We start from the raw sequence: 16,393 nt of genomic DNA on the forward strand, positions 1-16,393 counted from the left end.
CACCGAGATGTATAAGAATGTCCTCGTGCCGATCGCTCTGGATCATGAGCGCGATACCAAAGAAGCTCTCAGCATTGCGAAAGCCATCGCCGAAAAAGGCGCCAAGATCACCGCCCTTCATGTGATGGAAGAAGTGCCCGCCTATGTCGCTCAATACCTGCCCGAAGGTCAGTTGGAAGATAACGTGCAGGAACTGGCAGCACGTATGAAGGAAGAACTGGCCGGAGAGGACGATATCGACATCAGGGTGGTGTCCGGTCATGCCGGCCACGCGATTGTCGACTATGCCAAACATAACGGGGTCGATTGTATTGTCGTGGCCTCGCACCGGCCGGGGCTGACGGATTTCTTCCTTGGGTCGACTGCCGCCCGCGTTGTGCGCCACGCACCGTGCGCCGTGCATGTGTCGCGGTAATTCGCCGATAACAAAAACGTTGCCAAAGCGGGTCCTTGTGGCCCGCTTTTTCGTCCCTACATCCTTGGCAGGAAACACGGAGGAACCAGCACATGAAATGCCCGATTGACGGAACTGAACTGAAGATGTCCGAGCGTCAGGGGGTCGAGATCGACTATTGCCCTCAATGCCGGGGTGTTTGGTTGGATCGTGGCGAGCTGGATAAGATCATCGAGAAAGCGACCCCGGCAGTCGTGCTGCCTGACCCTGATCCGGTGGCCCCGCCGCCAGTGCCCGACCCGGTTGTGGCCCGCGAGCCGCGCCCGAAGCACTATGACAACCGCGCAGAAGAAGAGTATCGCAAGCGATCAGACCGCGACCGTTATCGCGACGATTATGACGATGACGATGACGACGATTATCGCCATGGGCGGCGCTATAAGAAGCGCAAGCGCAAGTCGATCCTGTCCGAGATTTTTGACTTCGATTGAGACCGGGTGGGGGTGAGCCATTTCCGCCCACCCCCAAATCTCGTATTCATCTGTCGCGCGAAAGGCATTAGGCTTTCCTTACCAACAGGAGGAAGCCATGCCCAAGATCAGCAAAGCCCCCGATTATCAAACCGTTATCACCACGTTCGAGATGACGCCCGGCACCTGTCAGGATCTTCTGGACGCGCTGACGGATGCCTATCATCAATTCATATCCAAGCAGCCGGGTTTTGTGGCGGCTGGGTTGCACGTCAATGACGCCCAAACACGGATCGCCAATTATTCACAGTGGAAACGGCGAGAAGATTTTCAGGCCATGCTGCGCACGGACGAGATGCGCGAGCGCAACCGCGTCATCGCGACCCTTTGCAAAAGCTTTGAACCGGTCATGTATGACGTGTTCGAAACCTTCGACTGACGAACCGGCAAAGGAGACCGCTATGAAACCCGCATTTACCCTATTGGCGACCCTTCTGCTGGCTGCGCCCGCGTTTGCTGATGGTGTTAACATCCGCCCCGATATCGCGTCGGTCACTGTCGACACAATCTCCGGCCCAGTCGAGATTTCGCGCAATCCCGATCAGGACAACCAGATCACTGGCGAATGGGCGCGGACCTCGCGGCCGTGTCCGAATTTTTGCGTGCAACCGATGGTGCCCGCCCCCGGCGTGACGCCAATCGGCGAACTTGAAATGCTTGAGATGCTGCAAAACCCCGACGTGATGGTGATCGACAGCCGGGTGCCGCAAGATCACGCGGGCGGAACGATCCCCGGTGCGATTTCGATCCCCTATAACGAATCCGCCGACCGGCTGGATGAAATGGGCTGCGAAATTGATTTTGATGGGTTTGACTGTGCAGGCGCCAAATCCGTCGCCTTATTCTGCAATGGCAATTGGTGTGGTCAGTCGCCTACGGCGGCTCGGCGCATGATCGAAGCTGGTTTTCCCGCTGACAAGATCCACTATTATCGCGGTGGTATGCAGGCGTGGCGATTGCTGGGCCTGACGGTGTCGGACCCCAAATAACACGGGCGCAATCGCGCGGCGCAACACCTGTCGCGCCAATGCCGCACCAGGATAGCAAAACGCCCGCGCCATTGACCCCAAGGCGCGCCGCCCCCAAGTTGTGTGCAACAATTGGAGGCATCTGATGTCGCGCAAGACCCAAAAACGACGCATTGGCGTCAAGACAGCCATCCTTATGGCGGGGCTGGCGATGTCGTCTGTGTTGGCGACAGGAGCTCACGCGCAGGACCTTATCGGGTCTTACGTGGCCTATATCGGGCAGCCCGACCTGCATAACTCCAAGGGTGCGCGGCTGACTCAGCCTTGGCAAATCCTGCGGCAGGACCGCGCCAATTTTCATCGGTTTGGTATCAGCCAGCCGGGGGATGAGTTTGACCCGTTCTTCGGATCAATCGGCAATCGCAAGATCATGGAACGTATGGTGATGAACGGATCAATTGACCCACAGGCGGCCAAACGTCTGGTCGATGGTGGGGCGGTTGTTTTCGTTCGCATTTATGGCAGTGGCAACACCGGCACGTCGGTCAAAGTGACTGTCGCGAAATAATCCGCCGCGTGCGGCGTGCGGCGTAAAGTGCCAGCGCGCCAACCTCTCTGATATATCCCCTCAGGATGCGGTGCGCTGTGATTGGTCGCAAGGCGGGCGAAACACTGTGCGCCTTCAGCCCACATTCGCGCGCGGTCAATCGTGCCCGAAACGCATGATATTTGTCCGTGACCAGCGTAACCTCCGCACCCGGCGGCAGCAGCGGTTTGGAATTGAGGATGTTTTCCAATGTGTTGCTTGATGCATCCTCGATCGTTATATCGGACGGTGAAACACCGGCTTGGGCGCAGATTTCGCCAATGACCGCCGCCTCGCTGCGGCCTGCGCGGGGCACGCCGCCTGAGGCGATGATCTTATCGACCTGACCGGTTAGATAAAAATCAGCAGCCGTCGCGGCGCGGCGGCGCAAGGCGGGCGAGGCCGTTCCATCCGGCCGCACCGCCGCCCCCAAAACAATCGCCACTCGGGTCATTCGCGATAGGTCTCGCGACAGGCCTTAGCCCCAGCGACCGCTTTGCGCTGCGCTTGCGCAAGCTTTGCCTTCATTCTGGCCAGTTTTGATTTCTCGTTGTCGATATCGACGGTCACGGGGGTTTCAATCTGGCGAAACGCTGTCCGGTGGCAAGGAAAGGGGCGTCGTTTGCGGTCATAACAAAGGCGCGTGCTGGTAACGGGCACTGATTGGCGATGCAGCGCATAGCCGCGCGCAATGGTGGCTTCGGTTGTCTTGATCTGCGCCTGCAAGCTGCGCATATCGGCGGTGGCCGAGGCGATGCAGCGTTGCTGCGGCGTTGCGCAGGCGGAAAGGCCCAGCAGAAGGGCCAGACCGACAAGTGCGGACGCGCGTTTTTTGTACGACATCTATCGGACTCCCTTTTGGGTCTTTTGGACCATCGAATGATAGCGTCAGTGGCGGCTATGTTAAAGGCCGTTGGCTGGCCAGCAGCACCTGCGTGGCGACAACCGGGCCTTCCTGCGACACCGCTTCGACGCACATCCGCTTGTGCGCCGCGCCATGCCCGGCTATCTCTGCCCGAAAGGAGCGGGTCATATGGCAAGAGAAGCGAGCGCCTCGAGCGTCGAAATGGACGAACGCGAGAAATCCAAACGCATTGGTGCGCTGGCGGGTCTGTGGCCCTTTATGAGCCCGTATCGGTTATGGATGCTTGCCGCTTTTGGCGCACTGATGTTCACCGCCGGTATCTCGTTGATCCTGCCGATTGCGGTGCGCAGGGTCGTTGATGGGTTTGGCGAGGCGACAAGCCAATTGCTGGACAAGTACTTCCTTGCCGCCTTGGTGGTTGCCAGCTTGCTCGCTGTCGGAACCGGGCTGCGTTATTATCTGGTGACCCGCCTGGGTGAACGGATCGTGGCCGATATCCGCAAGGCGGTCTTTGCCCGCGTGGTCGGTTTGAGCCCTGCTTTTTATGAAAAGATAATGACCGGCGAGGTGCTGAGCCGCATCACCACAGACACCACGTTGATTCTGTCGGTGATCGGGTCGTCGGTTTCTGTGGCGCTGCGCAACGTCTTTATCTTCCTTGGCGGTATGGTCCTGATGCTTCTGACCTCGGCCAAACTGACCGGGTTGGTGCTGTTGATTGTGCCGCTGGTGATCGTTCCGATCATCGTGCTGGGTCGCCGCTTGCGCGTATTGGGACGTGAAAACCAAGAATGGATCGCCAAAAGTTCGGGCAATGCGTCCGAGGCTTTGTCGTCCGTGCAAACTGTGCAGGCGTTTACTCACGAAGACCTAAGCCGGGTCGAGTTTTCGGGCCTGACCGAAGAAAGCTTTCTGTCTGCCAAGCGGCGCATTCTGACCCGCGCGGTGATGACAGTGATCGTCATCTCGTTGATCTTCTCGGGCGTGGTCGGTGTGCTGTGGATCGGTATGCGCGATGTAACCGACGGCGACGTAACCATCGGCGCTTTGGTGCAGTTCGTTATTTATGCCGTAATGGTGGCTGGCGCTGTTGGTGCGCTGTCCGAAATCTGGAGCGAACTTCAACGCGCCGCCGGGGCCACCGAACGTCTGGTCGAGCTTTTGAACGCCGAGGATATGGTGATAGATCCCGTCAATCCGGTCGCCATCACGGAGCGCCCGAAAGGTGCGATAGACTTTGAAGATGTGACGTTCCATTACCCTGCGCGACCCAATCAGGCGGCGCTTGAGGGTGTGACCCTGACAGTTGCCCCCGGTGAAACAGTGGCGCTTGTGGGCCCGTCCGGTGCCGGCAAGTCGACGATCATACAGTTGATCCAGCGGTTTTATGACCCGGAATCGGGGGCGGTAAAGCTGGACGGAACCGACCTGCGCGACATGCGCCGGGACGATTTCCGTCAGTATGTCGCGCTGGTGCCGCAGGACGCCGTGATCTTTGCCACCTCAGCGCGCGAAAACATCCGCTTTGGACGGCCGGAAGCGTCGGACGCCGAGGTCGAGGCCGCCGCGCGTGCCGCCGCCGCGCATGAGTTTCTGGCGAAGCTGCCAGAGGGCTATGACACCTATGTCGGCGAACGCGGCGTGATGTTGTCGGGTGGACAAAAGCAGCGCATCGCGATTGCGCGCGCCATCCTGCGCGACGCGCCGATCCTTCTGTTGGACGAAGCCACATCCGCGCTGGATGCCGAAAGCGAACGTCTGGTGCAGCACGCGGTGGACGAACTGGCGCAAGGTCGCACGACGCTGATCGTGGCCCACCGTCTGGCGACGGTCAAAAAAGCCGACCGGATCGTCGTCTTTGACGAAGGCCGCATTGTCGCCCAAGGCACCCATGACGAATTGGTCGCCCAAGACGGGCTTTATGCGCGTCTGGCCCGCCTGCAATTCACCGAAGGCATCGGCTGATTGCGCGGGGCTTTGAGCGTGAGCGTTCTGCCCCCATGGACCTCTCCTTGCGTCAGCTAACGCCGCCACGTCACGTCACACTTGCGGGGTTTGGCTTTTAGCATCATTCTTATGATCAAATGACCGCCCGAATACACGGGCGTAGGGGAGGAAACGGAATGTATGATTTTGCCTCGATGAAGGACCGCAATGCGGTCGAGGCCGAGATGAGCTGGGACGATCGGGACAAGCCCGTCACGCTCTATCAGATGTTAGAGCGGACAGCGAAAAAATTTCCGCAACGGCCTGCGGCCTCGTATCAGCTGACGTCTGGACCAACCGACGCAAAAGAAACCGTAACCTGGCAGCAGATGCTGGAACGGTCCTGTCAGGCGGCCAACCTGTTTCGGTCGCTGGGGATCGGGGAAAACGACGTCGTCGCGTTCCTGCTGCCCAACTGTAACGAGACGATCTATACCCTGATGGGCGGTGCGATTGCCGGGATCGTCAATCCGATCAACCCGCTGTTGGACGCCGAACAGGTCTCAGGTATCCTGCGCGAGACGGGTGCCAAGGTTCTGGTCACGCTGAAGTCCTTTCCGAAAGCCGATGTTGCTCAACTGGCGGCGCAATCCGCGGCGTTGGCCCCGGATGTGCATACGGTGCTTGAGATTGACCTGAACCGTTACCTCAGCCCGCCGAAAAGCTGGCTGGTGCCGTTGTTGCGTCCGAAAAACCCGGTGACGCATAAAGCGAAGGTTCTGGACTTCGTGGCAGAGATGTCGCGCCAGAACACCACGCTCGATTTTGAAGACAAGGCAGAAGACCGCGTGGCAGCCTATTTCCACACCGGCGGCACGACAGGCACGCCCAAAGTGGCGCAGCACAAATATTCCGGCATGGTCTATAACGGCTGGCTTGGGTCGAGCTTGCTGTTTGACGAAAACGACGTGATCATCTGCCCGTTGCCGCTGTTCCACGTCTTTGCCGTGCATGTGATCTGGATGTCGGTTCTGTCTGCTGGTAGCCATTTCGTTCACCCGACACCTGCGGGCTATCGCGGGGAAGGTGTGTTCGATAATTTCTGGAAACTGATCGAACGCTACAAAGTCAGTTTCATGATCACCGTCCCAACAGCCATTTCTGCGTTGATGCAGCGGCCTGTGGATGCGGATGTGTCGTCGCTCAAGACGGCCTTTTCGGGGTCTGCCCCGCTGCCGATTGAGCTTTACAACCGCTTTGTCGCCGCAACCGGCGTGACAATCGTCGAAGGTTATGGGCTGACCGAGGCCACCTGCCTCGTGTCCTGCAACCCGCCAACGGGCGACAAGAAGGTCGGGTCGGTGGGCGTGCCGTTCCCTTATACGGATGTGAAAATCCTGACCTGCGATGATACGGGGACCGTGTTGAAAGAACATGATGTGGATGAGGTGGGCGAGATCTGCCTGTCCAACCCCGGTGTGTTTGCGGGCAACACCTATACAGAAACGGCCAAGAACGAGGGTCTGTTTGCCTATGACACTTACCTGCGGACCGGTGATCTGGGTCGCCTTGATGAAGATGGCTATCTGTGGATCACGGGCCGTGCCAAGGATCTGATCATCCGTGGTGGACACAATATCGACCCTGCCGAGATCGAAGAGGTGCTGGCCGGGCACGACGCGGTCGCCTTTGTGGGGGCTATCGGCCAGCCGGACAGCTATTCAGGCGAACTGCCCTGCGCCTATGTCGAATTGGTCGGCGGGGCAGAAGTCACGACCGACGAGTTGATGGCCTTTGCCAAGAAGCACATCCACGAGAAAGCCGCCCTGCCCAAGCATATCGAGATTTTGGACGAGCTGCCCAAGACTGCCGTCGGTAAAGTGTTCAAGCCCGACCTGCGCAAATCAGCGATCATCCGCGTCTATGACAAGGCGCTGGTCGATGCGGGTCACGCGGCGCACGTGGTCGAGGTGATTGACGACAAAAAGCGCGGGCTGGTGGCACGACTGCGTCCCACTGGCGACGTGGACCACGAGGCCGTCGCGCAATGTCTGGGTGAATTCACACGTCCGTTCGAATGGATGGACTGAGCTTCAACAACTCTTTCTAACACATCCCCGCACAACGAAAAACGGCGCGCCTAGGTGGCGCGCCGCTCGTTCGTGCTGCAAAGCCCGGTCTTAGAACCGGAAAGTGCCGCGCAGCTGAAGGGTGGTTGCGTCCACGTCAACGCCGCTGCCGTTGAAATCATCGAACTGATGATACAGAGCTTCGGCACCAAGGTTGAACGAGCTGGTCACCTGATGCTCGTAGCCGATACCCGCGACCCAACCGTCGCTGCTGCCCAGCGTGTTGGTGTCAGCGTTTGCGTAACCGGCTGTGGCATATACTAGGCCGCTGCCCATTTTGTAGCCGCCACGTGCTTTCACACGCAGGACGTTTTCAAGCGTCAAGCCGCCGCCCAAATCCACATCGGCCCAGTCATAGTCAACACCGACACCGGCAACCCAGTTGCCCATGTCGAAATCGTAACCCGCAACCAGACCACCGATCAGGCCGTCTCCTTCAACCCCTACGGCCGAAGACCCGACATCAATGTAGCCGATTTCACCACCGAAATAGGCACCGGTCCAATCCGGGGTTGCAGCCGGGGCAGGCGTGTAGGCAATTGTGGGTTCTGGCGTAGGTTCTGCCATGCTACCTGCAAGTGCAGTTGATGCAGACAGTGCAACGACCGCTGCTGTGTAAGAAAACTTCTTCAACATGTGTTCCATCCTCTCGTTATGTGTAGCGCTGTTACGAGGCTCTGACGCCTCTGGATCATATTTAAGGGTGATTGGTCTTGTTTTAAGGGGGGTGCGACCGTTTGCGCGGGCGTCGGCAAGTAATCGCTCGGGCGGCTTGGCCAACGATCACTGCATCGGGTTTTCGTCGATAAGGGCGCGTTGCGAGCGCCCTTATCTGTGGTGTCAAAACGCAGCATGCGTTCTGTGTTGGCTGGCTGGCTAGTGAAGCTTTCCCGACAGATCAATGGAAACGACCTGATTGTCGATCCCGTCGATCTCCATCACCCGACCGGCGGCACTCGTGTCCAGGCCCAACCGCTTTGCCCAACGCGGCCAGTTGGCGGGGATCAGGCCCAGCACCTGCGTTGCCCCAAGATCGCGGGCGGACTTCGTCATCTCGGAAATCAGGTGGGCATGCACCAGTCGGCGCGCCCGTTGGGGGGTATCATGCGCTACGAATACGCGACTGCTTTCCCAGACGTTTTCGGCCACCGGGGCGTCTGCATACAGCAGGTCGGATGGGATCGAGTCCAGCAGGCCCAGCTGCGCGTCCCGGATCATATAGGTGTAAATGCCACATCGCGCGGTCGTTGGTGTTAGCCGGATGCCGGCCAGCACCCGCCCAAATTCGTGCACCGCCACCCAGCGGCTGGCCGGGGTGTCGTACTGGTCAAATTCCATCCCCATCGCTTCGGGCAAATCCCAACGGTTCTGCACAATGAAACTTTGCCGTCTAGCGCGAAGTAGATTCGCAAATAACTCGCCATGGTTGTGTAGATTGGCGAAAGAAAGTGTGGTCGTCTGCATGACATTCTCCAGTTTGGTTGAAAAAAACGGGAAGCACGCCCCGGCGATAGCCGGGTCTAGATCAGCCGATAGTCCTTAGCTCTTTGAATGGCCTCGGCCGAGGTGCGTGCAAATAACTTCTTTCGGGCAGAGGACAGTCGCGCCTTCAGCGCGCTTTCCGAAATGCCCAGCACAACCGCACCGTTCGCATAGCGTTCACCCGAGGCAAGCACCTGAAGCGCTTCTATCTCGGCCTTGGTCAATGTGTCGGGGGGCTGTGAAACATGGTGAAGCCGAAGCACGACACCGCTGATGGCGGCGATCTCTTCATCCGTAAATTCCCGGTCTGATCTAGCCAAACCTGAAACCGTCCGCGATGATATTTCACCGCAGGACACGCAGACCCCATAAACCAATCCGTGGCGTGCAGCATCTTTCATGATGTTGAACGGATCGGGAAGGTCGATATCGCTCCAGCGGGTGGCACCGGTGCGCGATATGCCCCAGGCAATCATCGGGTCGCGCAGCGCATAGGCATTGCGGGTATAATGATCGGACCAGGTCTTAGGGTATGTTTGGAAGGTCAAAAGAGGCGCTGCAAAACGGATGTGGAGCCCGACGAAATATCCCGCCGGGGCCATTGATTCCAATTCGTCTAGTAGCGAGTCGATCGCTTGATTCCGGCTCATGGTTAAATTTTGATTACACCGAAGAGAAAAACAACCCTAAATTGTATGAATGACTGCGGCACAATCTTTCAGTGTGTCGCAAATACCCAACGTGGCAAGGTCTCACCGAATAAAATAGGATGCAAGTGGAAACCTACGTGCTCCAAAAAACATCAACCACAGATTGTAAATTGTTTTCGATATGAGAACAATGATGCAATGGGCTTGGAATTGCATGTAAATGCGTTCGCGCACAGATTAACGGAATGACGCCAGAATCGGTTGTGTCTTTGGCGGTGTGAGGTATTTGCGGGGGGAGATGGTGCTGCTAGGGAGGATCGAACTCCCGACCTCGTCATTACCAATGACGCGCTCTACCACTGAGCTACAGCAGCACACTGTGGGCGGCTGATTAGCCCTAATCGCGTAAGGACGCAAGCGCATTCTGGACCCTTTTTTGAAGCTGGGTTACAGAAGGAGTTATGGAGCGTAAGAAGATACCCCAGAAACCCTCGAAAAAAGGGACTGATCGTGATGAGCGGCTGAAAGCTGCGCTGAAGGCCAACATGGGCCGGCGTAAAACTCAGGCGCGCGCGCGGGCGGATCAAGGGGCCAATCGGTCGCAAGACAAACAAGAAAAATAGAAAAGGCGGGCAGATGGATTCGATAGTTGTAACCGGTGGTGGTGAACTGCACGGTGAAATCCCGATTGCAGGGGCGAAGAATGCGTGTCTGACATTGATGCCGGCAACGCTGCTGTCAGAAGAACCTTTGACGTTGACCAACGCGCCGCGCTTGTCCGACATCAAGACGATGACTGAATTGCTGGCGTCGCTGGGGGCTGAGGCGACGTCGATGCAAGACGGGCAGGTGCTGGCGATGTCGTCGCATGACATTAACAACCACGTGGCCGATTATGATATTGTGCGCAAAATGCGCGCTTCGAATCTGGTGTTGGGTCCGATGTTGGCGCGGCTGGGTCATGCGGTTGTTTCCCTGCCCGGCGGTTGTGCCATTGGCGCGCGCCCCATGGATCTGCACATTTATGGGCTGGAAAAGCTGGGTGCCCAGATCGAGCTGAAAGATGGCTATCTGCACGCCAAAGCGCCGCGTGGCCTTAAGGGGGCTGAGATTGATCTGGCCTTTGCATCTGTTGGGGCGACCGAGAACATTTTGATGGCCGCCACTTTGGCGAAAGGCACCACCATCATCCGCAACGCGGCGCGCGAGCCCGAGATTGTCGATCTGGCCGATTGCTTGCGCAAGATGGGCGCGCAGATTGATGGCGACGGCACGTCCGAGATCGTGATCCAAGGCGTTGATCGTCTGAGTGGGGCAACCCACCCGGTGGTCACAGATCGGATCGAGCTTGGCACCTATATGCTGGCCCCGGCGATTGCAGGCGGCGAAGTCGAATGTCTGGGAGGCCGCATTGATCTGGTGAAAAGCTTCGCCGAAAAGCTGGACGCGGCAGGTATTCAAGTTGAAGAAACGGCGCGCGGCCTAAAAGTTGCGCGCAAGAATGGGCGCGTGTCTGCCGTGGATGTGACGACCGAACCGTTCCCCGGCTTCCCGACCGACCTGCAGGCCCAGATGATGGCGATGCTGTGCACCGCAGACGGCACATCCGTCTTGCATGAAACCATCTTTGAAAACCGCTTCATGCACGCGCCTGAACTGACTCGCATGGGCGCAAATATCGAAGTACATGGCGGCACAGCGACTGTGCACGGGGTAAAGCGCCTGAAAGGTGCCCGGGTCATGGCGACCGATCTGCGCGCTTCGGTGTCGCTGATCCTTGCCGGGATGGCTGCGGAAGGTGAAACGGTGGTCAGCCGCGTCTATCACCTTGATCGTGGGTATGAGAAGGTTGTGCGCAAACTGTCCTTGATCGGGGCCAAAATCGAACGGATCAAAGAATGACCGACACCCATAAAGACGCGAAATTTGAAGATGCACGCGAAGCCCCGCTGCGCCTGATTGCCATGGATGCGGACGATCTGAAAGTGATCAGCGCGCTTGTTCAAGATGCGGTGTTTCCAGCCTCTGAAATGACGTGGGATGCGCCGCGCCGCCGCTTCGCCCTTCTGATCAACCGCTTCCGTTGGGAAGACGCGCCCGCCGCTAAACGCCGCGCGCGCACGGTTGAAAGGGTTCAATCGGTGATTTCTGTGTCGGATGTTCTAAAAGTGCAAAGTCAGGGGGTTAAGCGCGGCGATACAGATACCGTTCTGTCGCTTTTGTCTGTGTCTTTCACCCCATCCGACGACGGCATGGGGCGGCTTGAACTGGTGCTGGCGGGCGACGGCGCCATCGCGCTAGAGGTTGAAACGCTGGACGTCACCCTGCAGGACGTCACCCGCCCCTATATCGCGCCATCGCGCCACACACCGGAGCACCCGGAGTAAGATATGCCGCATTTCCTGAACTCCACCGACGCCGACTTTGAGGCGCGCTTCGTTGAGCTTTTGTCCATGAAGCGCGAGGACAGTCCCGAGGTCGATGACATCGTCGCGGGCATCATCGCGGATGTGCGTGCGCGGGGCGACGCGGCGGTGATCGAGTTGACGTCAAAGTTTGACCGGTTGGATTTGACACCCGAAACCCTGCGCTACACGCCTGATGAAATTGAAGCCGAATGCGCCAAGGTCTCGGACGAAGACCGTGCCGCGTTGCAACTGGCCGCTGATCGCATCCGTGCTTATCACGCCCGCCAGATGCCGGAAGATCAGCAGTGGACGGACGAGGCAGGGGCCGAGCTTGGCTGGCGCTGGTCGGCTGTCTCTGCCGCTGGACTTTATGTGCCCGGTGGGTTGGCGAGCTATCCATCCTCGGTTCTGATGAACGCGATCCCGGCCAAGGTGGCGAGGGTCGAACGCCTTGCGATCACTGTGCCGACGCCTGATGGGATCGCCAATCCATTGGTGCTTCTGGCCGCGCGTATCGCTGGTGTGGATGAGGTTTATCGCATTGGTGGCGCGCAGGCTATCGCCGCGCTGGCCTATGGCACCGACACCATCGCGCCTGTCGACAAGATCACCGGGCCGGGCAACGCCTTTGTTGCTGCCGCCAAACGACGGGTGTTCGGTAAAGTGGGCATCGACATGATCGCAGGCCCGTCCGAAATTCTGGTGATTGCCGACAGTGACAACGACCCCGATTGGCTGGCGCTGGACCTGATGAGCCAGGCCGAACATGACGAAAGCGCGCAGTCTTTGCTGATCACCACAGACGAAGCCTTCGGGCGCAGGGTGGCCGCCGCCGTGGACGCACGGCTTGAAACGCTGGAACGGCGCGAGATCGCGGGTGCTAGTTGGCGCGATTTTGGGGCCGTGATCACGGTTGCCGATCTGGACGAGGCCGCCGCCCTGTCCAACCGCATTGCGCCGGAGCATCTTGAGCTTTGTGTGGCCGACGCTGATGCGCTGTCTGACAAATGTGTCCATGCAGGCGCAATTTTTCTTGGCCAATGGACACCCGAAGCCATTGGCGATTATGTCGGCGGCCCCAACCACGTCTTACCCACCGCGCGGTCTGCGCGGTTCAGCTCTGGCCTGTCGGTGATGGATTTCCTGAAACGCACCACGCTGGCCCGGATGACCCCTGCCGCCCTGTCCACCATCGGCGCCGCCGCCGAAACGCTCGCCATTTCCGAAAGTCTTGAAGCACACGGCCTGTCTGTTCGTGCGCGGCTTGACGCCCTGAACGATTGACCCGCAGAGTGCCCCAATGACTAAAAATCGAATTAGCGACATCCAGATTGACGACACCGGCCTTGCCGCACCCACCCCTGCGATTGAACAGGAGCGCAAGGTTGCCATCTTTGACCTGCTGGAAGACAACAGTTTTGAGCTGGCAGGACGCGACGACCAGACGCCGCCGGATGGCCCCTATAACCTTGGCCTCTCAATTCGCGAAAAGCGCCTTGTGGTCGATGCCAAGACCGAGGCTGGTGACCCAGCGGCAGAGTTCCATCTGTCTCTTGGCCCGTTTCGGCAAGTGGTGAAAGACTATTTTGCCATTTGCGAAAGTTATTTCGACGCGGTGAAGAAGCTGCCGCCCAGCCAGATCGAAGCCATCGATATGGGGCGGCGCGGTATCCACAATGAAGGCGCGCGAATATTGCAGGAACGGCTTGAGGGCAAAGCCAATATCGACATCGACACGGCGCGTCGCCTGTTCACTTTGATCTGCGTTCTGCACTGGGGCTGAGCATGGCCGCAGATCGCCCCCAATCGGTGCTGTTTTGCTGCGACCATAATGCCGTGCGCTCGCCGATGGCCGAGGGGATGATGAAGGCCTTCTATGGCCATGATATCTATGTGCAATCCGCCGGTGTTCACAGTGATATGGAGATTGACGGCTTTTCGATCTCGGTCTGCGCGGAATTGGGTATCACCCTGTCCAACCACCGGGTGCGTAGCTTTGACCAGATGGAAGAATGGGGCGACGATCTGTCGAGTTTTGATCTGATCGTCGCTTTGTCGCCTGCCAGTCAAAGGCGTGCTTTGGATCTGACGCGTCTGTATCATCTGGAGGTCGAATACTGGCCGATCCTCGACCCCACGGGCCTTGGCACCCGCCGCGAAGAAAAGCTTGCCGCTTATCGTCAGACGCGCGACCAGATCCGCGACCAAATCCTTGCCCGTTTTGGCCCGCCGCGCATTGATCGCGGTGAAACCGACAGCTAAAGCGGACCCGGGCCGGATTTCCCTTGAAAAACTGAAAGTTTGGCCCCATTTAGGGGGCGCTCACGGTTGGTGAGTGAAAACACAGGAGTGAACATGGCCAAGGAAGAACTGCTCGAATTCCCCGGTGTCGTGAAGGAACTCCTGCCGAATGCGACATTCCTGGTCGAGCTGGAAAACGGCCATACGATCATCGCGCATACGGCAGGCAAGATGCGAAAAAACCGCATCCGTGTTCTGGCTGGCGACAAGGTGCAGGTCGAAATGACCCCCTATGATCTGACCAAGGGTCGGATCAACTACCGCTTCAAATAAGCGGGCACGCGCATGACGCGCCCCAAGCTGATTCTGGGTTCAGGTAGCCCAAGACGGGCCGAGTTGCTGGCGCAGCTCGGCCTTGTCGCGGACGGCGTGCGGCCGCCAGACGTGGACGAGACGCCGGTGAAGGGCGAGTTGCCACTGAACTATTGTCGCAGGATTGCCGCCGCGAAGGCCGCTGCCATGGACGTGGCCGCGGATGAGGTCGTTCTATGCGCAGACACCACCGTCGCGCTGGGCCGCCGCATTCTGGGCAAACCCGAAGACGCAGGGCAGGCGACAGAGTTCCTGCTGGCGCTGTCAGGTCGTCGCCATCGCGTGATTACTTCGGTGGTCGTGCGCAATGCGCAGCAAACATGGGCGCGCGATGTCGTGACCGCCGTCAAATTCAAACGCCTGTCTGATATCGAGTTGAACGCCTATCTTGCCTCCGACGATTGGCGCGGCAAGGCTGGCGGCTATGCTATACAGGGACCAGCCGGTGCGTTCGTCACCTGGCTGCAGGGCAGCTATACGGCCGTTGTCGGGCTGCCAGTTGCCGAAACTGCTACCCTGTTGGTGGCCGCAGGCTACCCCATTTATGGAGATCGCACATGAAAGGCAGCGTGATTGCGCTTGACCATTACAAGGGTCGCATGGCCGCCGCGCATGTCGTCGATGGCGAGCTTGAAGATCTGCTGATCGAGCCGCCGCAAAACGTGACACTTCCCGGCGCGACCTTCCGTGCGATCTGCGACCGCCCGCTGAAAGGGCAGGGGGGCATGATGTTGCGCTTGCCAGACGGCGAAACAGGGTTTTTGCGGCAAGGCAAGGGGCTGAAGCCGGGTCAGCCCATTTTGGTGCAGGTCACGGGGTTTGCAGAGGACGGGAAAGCTGTTCCTGTGACCCGGAAACTGCTGTTCAAAAGCCGCTTTGCAATTGTGACGCCTGACGCGCCCGGCCTCAATGTCAGCCGCTCAATCCGGGATGATGAAGAACGCCTGCGCCTGTTGGACATCGCACATGAGGTGATGGAGGGCGCGGACGAAGGGTTGATCCTGCGCTCCGTCGCGACGACCGGCACAGACGACGAGATTGCAGATGACATCGCGCAGATGCTGGCGCTGTCGCGCGCCGTGCTTAAGGATGGCGACGGAAATACGCCTGAACTTTTGGTCGACGGGGCCGATCCGCATCATCAGGCGTGGCGTGAATGGGCCAAACCCGATCAACTTGACGACGCCGAGGGTGCATTCGCGCGTCATGGTGTGATTGATCTGATCGACGAAGTGCGCAGCATTCGCGTGCCGCTGTCGGGCGGGGCATATGCTTTTGTTGAACCCACAAAAGCGCTGGTGGCTGTGGATGTGAACACAGGCGGCGACACTAGCCCTGCGGCGGGTCTAAAGGCCAATATCGCCACCGCCCTTGCCCTGCCGCGGGCATTGCGGTGTCGTGGTTTGGGCGGGCAGATCGTTGTTGATTTCGCGCCCAGCCCCAAAAAGGACCGCCGCCAGATCGAACAAGCCCTGCGCACGGCATTTCGCGCCGATGGGATCGAGACGTCGCTGGTTGGCTGGACGACGCTTGGCAATTTCGAGCTTCAACGCAAACGCGAGCGGATGAGTTTGCGCGCCTGTCTGGAGGGCACAAGATGAGCTGTCCGATTTGCGCAAAAGTGACGGACCCGAAATACCGCCCCTTCTGCTCTCGGCGCTGCGCCGATGTGGATCTTGGACGGTGGTTAAATGGGTCATATGCGGTCCCGGCCGAGACTCCGGAAGACCTTGAAGAAGCCGCCGATGCGCTGCTTGACGAGCAACGTCAGGAAAGTCACGGCCCGCACTGAAAATCCTGCATTTTCCCTCTGGACACGACATTCCCCCGCGTCTACAACCC

General features: G+C 58.8%; 21 protein-coding genes and 1 tRNA gene. 16 read left to right on the top strand and 6 right to left on the bottom strand.

Annotated elements, in window-relative coordinates:
* The first annotated feature begins 7 nt into the window (after window positions 1–7).
* The 5 genes from MUY35_RS14355 (at window position 8) to MUY35_RS14375 (ending at window position 2,460) form a co-directional block, all read left to right on the top strand.
* A complete protein-coding gene (locus MUY35_RS14355; protein WP_248369793.1) occupies window positions 8–415 on the top strand; it encodes a universal stress protein in 408 nt (135 codons plus the stop codon).
* Between the two features lie 92 nt (window positions 416–507).
* Window positions 508–885, top strand: coding sequence for a zf-TFIIB domain-containing protein (locus MUY35_RS14360; RefSeq protein ID WP_248369795.1), 378 nt, complete (start codon window positions 508–510; stop codon window positions 883–885).
* Between the two features lie 97 nt (window positions 886–982).
* Window positions 983–1,303 carry an antibiotic biosynthesis monooxygenase family protein gene (locus tag MUY35_RS14365; protein WP_248369797.1) on the top strand — a complete coding sequence of 107 codons (321 nt, stop codon included), beginning with the start codon at window positions 983–985 and terminating at the stop codon, window positions 1,301–1,303.
* Window positions 1,304–1,325: 22 nt separating this feature from the next.
* Entirely contained in the window at window positions 1,326–1,913 is a 588-nt protein-coding gene (locus MUY35_RS14370; protein ID WP_248369799.1) for a rhodanese-like domain-containing protein, read from the top strand.
* A gap of 124 nt (window positions 1,914–2,037) precedes the next feature.
* On the top strand, window positions 2,038–2,460 hold the full coding sequence (locus MUY35_RS14375) for a hypothetical protein (RefSeq protein WP_248369801.1): 423 nt from the start codon (window positions 2,038–2,040) through the stop codon (window positions 2,458–2,460).
* On the opposite strand, the gene MUY35_RS14380 is transcribed toward MUY35_RS14375, so the two are convergent.
* Window positions 2,438–2,932, bottom strand: a complete 495-nt coding sequence (locus tag MUY35_RS14380; RefSeq protein ID WP_248369803.1) for a YdcF family protein — start codon at window positions 2,930–2,932, stop codon at window positions 2,438–2,440. The two genes, MUY35_RS14375 and MUY35_RS14380, sit on opposite strands and share 23 nt — an antisense overlap.
* Entirely contained in the window at window positions 2,929–3,321 is a 393-nt protein-coding gene (locus MUY35_RS14385) for a hypothetical protein (RefSeq protein ID WP_248369805.1), read from the bottom strand. Before MUY35_RS14385 ends, MUY35_RS14380 begins: the two co-directional genes overlap by 4 nt.
* 190 nt (window positions 3,322–3,511) lie before the next feature.
* Between MUY35_RS14385 and MUY35_RS14390 the strand changes: the two genes are divergently transcribed.
* Together MUY35_RS14390 and MUY35_RS14395 are read left to right on the top strand one after the other, a co-directional pair.
* On the top strand, window positions 3,512–5,308 hold the full coding sequence (locus tag MUY35_RS14390) for an ABC transporter transmembrane domain-containing protein (RefSeq protein ID WP_248369807.1): 1,797 nt from the start codon (window positions 3,512–3,514) through the stop codon (window positions 5,306–5,308).
* A 158-nt stretch (window positions 5,309–5,466) separates the two neighbouring features.
* Window positions 5,467–7,359 (top strand): acyl-CoA synthetase, encoded by a 1,893-nt coding sequence (locus tag MUY35_RS14395; RefSeq protein ID WP_248369809.1) that lies wholly within the window; start codon window positions 5,467–5,469, stop codon window positions 7,357–7,359.
* Between the two features lie 90 nt (window positions 7,360–7,449).
* On the opposite strand, the gene MUY35_RS14400 is transcribed toward MUY35_RS14395, so the two are convergent.
* The 4 genes from MUY35_RS14400 to MUY35_RS14415 all read right to left on the bottom strand — a co-directional run bounded on the left by MUY35_RS14400 (window position 7,450) and on the right by MUY35_RS14415 (window position 9,904).
* Complete coding sequence (locus tag MUY35_RS14400) at window positions 7,450–8,034, bottom strand: outer membrane beta-barrel protein (protein ID WP_248369811.1); 585 nt, start codon at window positions 8,032–8,034, stop codon at window positions 7,450–7,452.
* Between the two features lie 240 nt (window positions 8,035–8,274).
* Window positions 8,275–8,862, bottom strand: a complete 588-nt coding sequence (locus MUY35_RS14405) for an acyl-homoserine-lactone synthase (RefSeq protein ID WP_248369813.1) — start codon at window positions 8,860–8,862, stop codon at window positions 8,275–8,277.
* A 56-nt stretch (window positions 8,863–8,918) separates the two neighbouring features.
* Window positions 8,919–9,530: an autoinducer binding domain-containing protein gene (locus MUY35_RS14410; RefSeq protein ID WP_248369815.1), complete on the bottom strand. Its 612-nt coding sequence runs from the start codon at window positions 9,528–9,530 to the stop codon at window positions 8,919–8,921.
* A gap of 299 nt (window positions 9,531–9,829) precedes the next feature.
* A tRNA-Thr gene (locus MUY35_RS14415) sits at window positions 9,830–9,904 on the bottom strand.
* Between the two features lie 262 nt (window positions 9,905–10,166).
* Here MUY35_RS14415 and murA point away from each other — a divergent pair.
* The 9 genes from murA (at window position 10,167) to yacG (ending at window position 16,343) form a co-directional block, all read left to right on the top strand.
* Entirely contained in the window at window positions 10,167–11,432 is a 1,266-nt protein-coding gene (murA, locus tag MUY35_RS14420) for a UDP-N-acetylglucosamine 1-carboxyvinyltransferase (protein WP_248369817.1), read from the top strand.
* On the top strand, window positions 11,429–11,917 hold the full coding sequence (locus MUY35_RS14425; RefSeq protein ID WP_248369819.1) for a DUF2948 family protein: 489 nt from the start codon (window positions 11,429–11,431) through the stop codon (window positions 11,915–11,917). Before murA ends, MUY35_RS14425 begins: the two co-directional genes overlap by 4 nt.
* 3 nt (window positions 11,918–11,920) lie before the next feature.
* The gene (gene hisD, locus MUY35_RS14430; RefSeq protein WP_248369822.1) at window positions 11,921–13,222 is read left to right on the top strand and encodes a histidinol dehydrogenase; all 1,302 of its coding nucleotides are present in this window, start codon (window positions 11,921–11,923) and stop codon (window positions 13,220–13,222) included.
* 16 nt (window positions 13,223–13,238) lie between these two features.
* Window positions 13,239–13,721, top strand: a complete 483-nt coding sequence (locus MUY35_RS14435; RefSeq protein WP_248369823.1) for a UPF0262 family protein — start codon at window positions 13,239–13,241, stop codon at window positions 13,719–13,721.
* Window positions 13,722–13,723: 2 nt separating this feature from the next.
* Window positions 13,724–14,200, top strand: a complete 477-nt coding sequence (locus tag MUY35_RS14440; protein WP_248369825.1) for a low molecular weight phosphatase family protein — start codon at window positions 13,724–13,726, stop codon at window positions 14,198–14,200.
* A 93-nt stretch (window positions 14,201–14,293) separates the two neighbouring features.
* Window positions 14,294–14,512 (top strand): translation initiation factor IF-1, encoded by a 219-nt coding sequence (infA, locus tag MUY35_RS14445; RefSeq protein WP_008186030.1) that lies wholly within the window; start codon window positions 14,294–14,296, stop codon window positions 14,510–14,512.
* Between the two features lie 12 nt (window positions 14,513–14,524).
* Window positions 14,525–15,112 carry a Maf family protein gene (locus MUY35_RS14450; protein WP_248369827.1) on the top strand — a complete coding sequence of 196 codons (588 nt, stop codon included), beginning with the start codon at window positions 14,525–14,527 and terminating at the stop codon, window positions 15,110–15,112.
* A complete protein-coding gene (locus tag MUY35_RS14455) occupies window positions 15,109–16,152 on the top strand; it encodes a ribonuclease E/G (protein WP_248369829.1) in 1,044 nt (347 codons plus the stop codon). Before MUY35_RS14450 ends, MUY35_RS14455 begins: the two co-directional genes overlap by 4 nt.
* Complete coding sequence (gene yacG / locus MUY35_RS14460) at window positions 16,149–16,343, top strand: DNA gyrase inhibitor YacG (RefSeq protein ID WP_248369831.1); 195 nt, start codon at window positions 16,149–16,151, stop codon at window positions 16,341–16,343. The genes MUY35_RS14455 and yacG overlap by 4 nt, the downstream gene beginning before the upstream one ends.
* The last annotated feature ends 50 nt before the right edge of the window (window positions 16,344–16,393 follow it).

Origin of the sequence: Aliiroseovarius sp. S1339 (assembly GCF_023195695.1) — a bacterium.
Classification (GTDB): Bacteria; Pseudomonadota; Alphaproteobacteria; order Rhodobacterales; family Rhodobacteraceae; genus Aliiroseovarius.

Coding starts and splice junctions, on each gene's coding strand:
- MUY35_RS14355 (WP_248369793.1), top strand. CDS start 8: ATGTATAAGAATGTCCTCGTGCCGATCGCTCTGGATCATGAGCGCGAT.
- MUY35_RS14360 (WP_248369795.1), top strand. CDS start 508: ATGAAATGCCCGATTGACGGAACTGAACTGAAGATGTCCGAGCGTCAG.
- MUY35_RS14365 (WP_248369797.1), top strand. CDS start 983: ATGCCCAAGATCAGCAAAGCCCCCGATTATCAAACCGTTATCACCACG.
- MUY35_RS14370 (WP_248369799.1), top strand. CDS start 1,326: ATGAAACCCGCATTTACCCTATTGGCGACCCTTCTGCTGGCTGCGCCC.
- MUY35_RS14375 (WP_248369801.1), top strand. CDS start 2,038: ATGTCGCGCAAGACCCAAAAACGACGCATTGGCGTCAAGACAGCCATC.
- MUY35_RS14380 (WP_248369803.1), bottom strand. CDS start 2,932: ATGACCCGAGTGGCGATTGTTTTGGGGGCGGCGGTGCGGCCGGATGGA.
- MUY35_RS14385 (WP_248369805.1), bottom strand. CDS start 3,321: ATGTCGTACAAAAAACGCGCGTCCGCACTTGTCGGTCTGGCCCTTCTG.
- MUY35_RS14390 (WP_248369807.1), top strand. CDS start 3,512: ATGGCAAGAGAAGCGAGCGCCTCGAGCGTCGAAATGGACGAACGCGAG.
- MUY35_RS14395 (WP_248369809.1), top strand. CDS start 5,467: ATGTATGATTTTGCCTCGATGAAGGACCGCAATGCGGTCGAGGCCGAG.
- MUY35_RS14400 (WP_248369811.1), bottom strand. CDS start 8,034: ATGTTGAAGAAGTTTTCTTACACAGCAGCGGTCGTTGCACTGTCTGCA.
- MUY35_RS14405 (WP_248369813.1), bottom strand. CDS start 8,862: ATGCAGACGACCACACTTTCTTTCGCCAATCTACACAACCATGGCGAG.
- MUY35_RS14410 (WP_248369815.1), bottom strand. CDS start 9,530: ATGAGCCGGAATCAAGCGATCGACTCGCTACTAGACGAATTGGAATCA.
- murA (WP_248369817.1), top strand. CDS start 10,167: ATGGATTCGATAGTTGTAACCGGTGGTGGTGAACTGCACGGTGAAATC.
- MUY35_RS14425 (WP_248369819.1), top strand. CDS start 11,429: ATGACCGACACCCATAAAGACGCGAAATTTGAAGATGCACGCGAAGCC.
- hisD (WP_248369822.1), top strand. CDS start 11,921: ATGCCGCATTTCCTGAACTCCACCGACGCCGACTTTGAGGCGCGCTTC.
- MUY35_RS14435 (WP_248369823.1), top strand. CDS start 13,239: ATGACTAAAAATCGAATTAGCGACATCCAGATTGACGACACCGGCCTT.
- MUY35_RS14440 (WP_248369825.1), top strand. CDS start 13,724: ATGGCCGCAGATCGCCCCCAATCGGTGCTGTTTTGCTGCGACCATAAT.
- infA (WP_008186030.1), top strand. CDS start 14,294: ATGGCCAAGGAAGAACTGCTCGAATTCCCCGGTGTCGTGAAGGAACTC.
- MUY35_RS14450 (WP_248369827.1), top strand. CDS start 14,525: ATGACGCGCCCCAAGCTGATTCTGGGTTCAGGTAGCCCAAGACGGGCC.
- MUY35_RS14455 (WP_248369829.1), top strand. CDS start 15,109: ATGAAAGGCAGCGTGATTGCGCTTGACCATTACAAGGGTCGCATGGCC.
- yacG (WP_248369831.1), top strand. CDS start 16,149: ATGAGCTGTCCGATTTGCGCAAAAGTGACGGACCCGAAATACCGCCCC.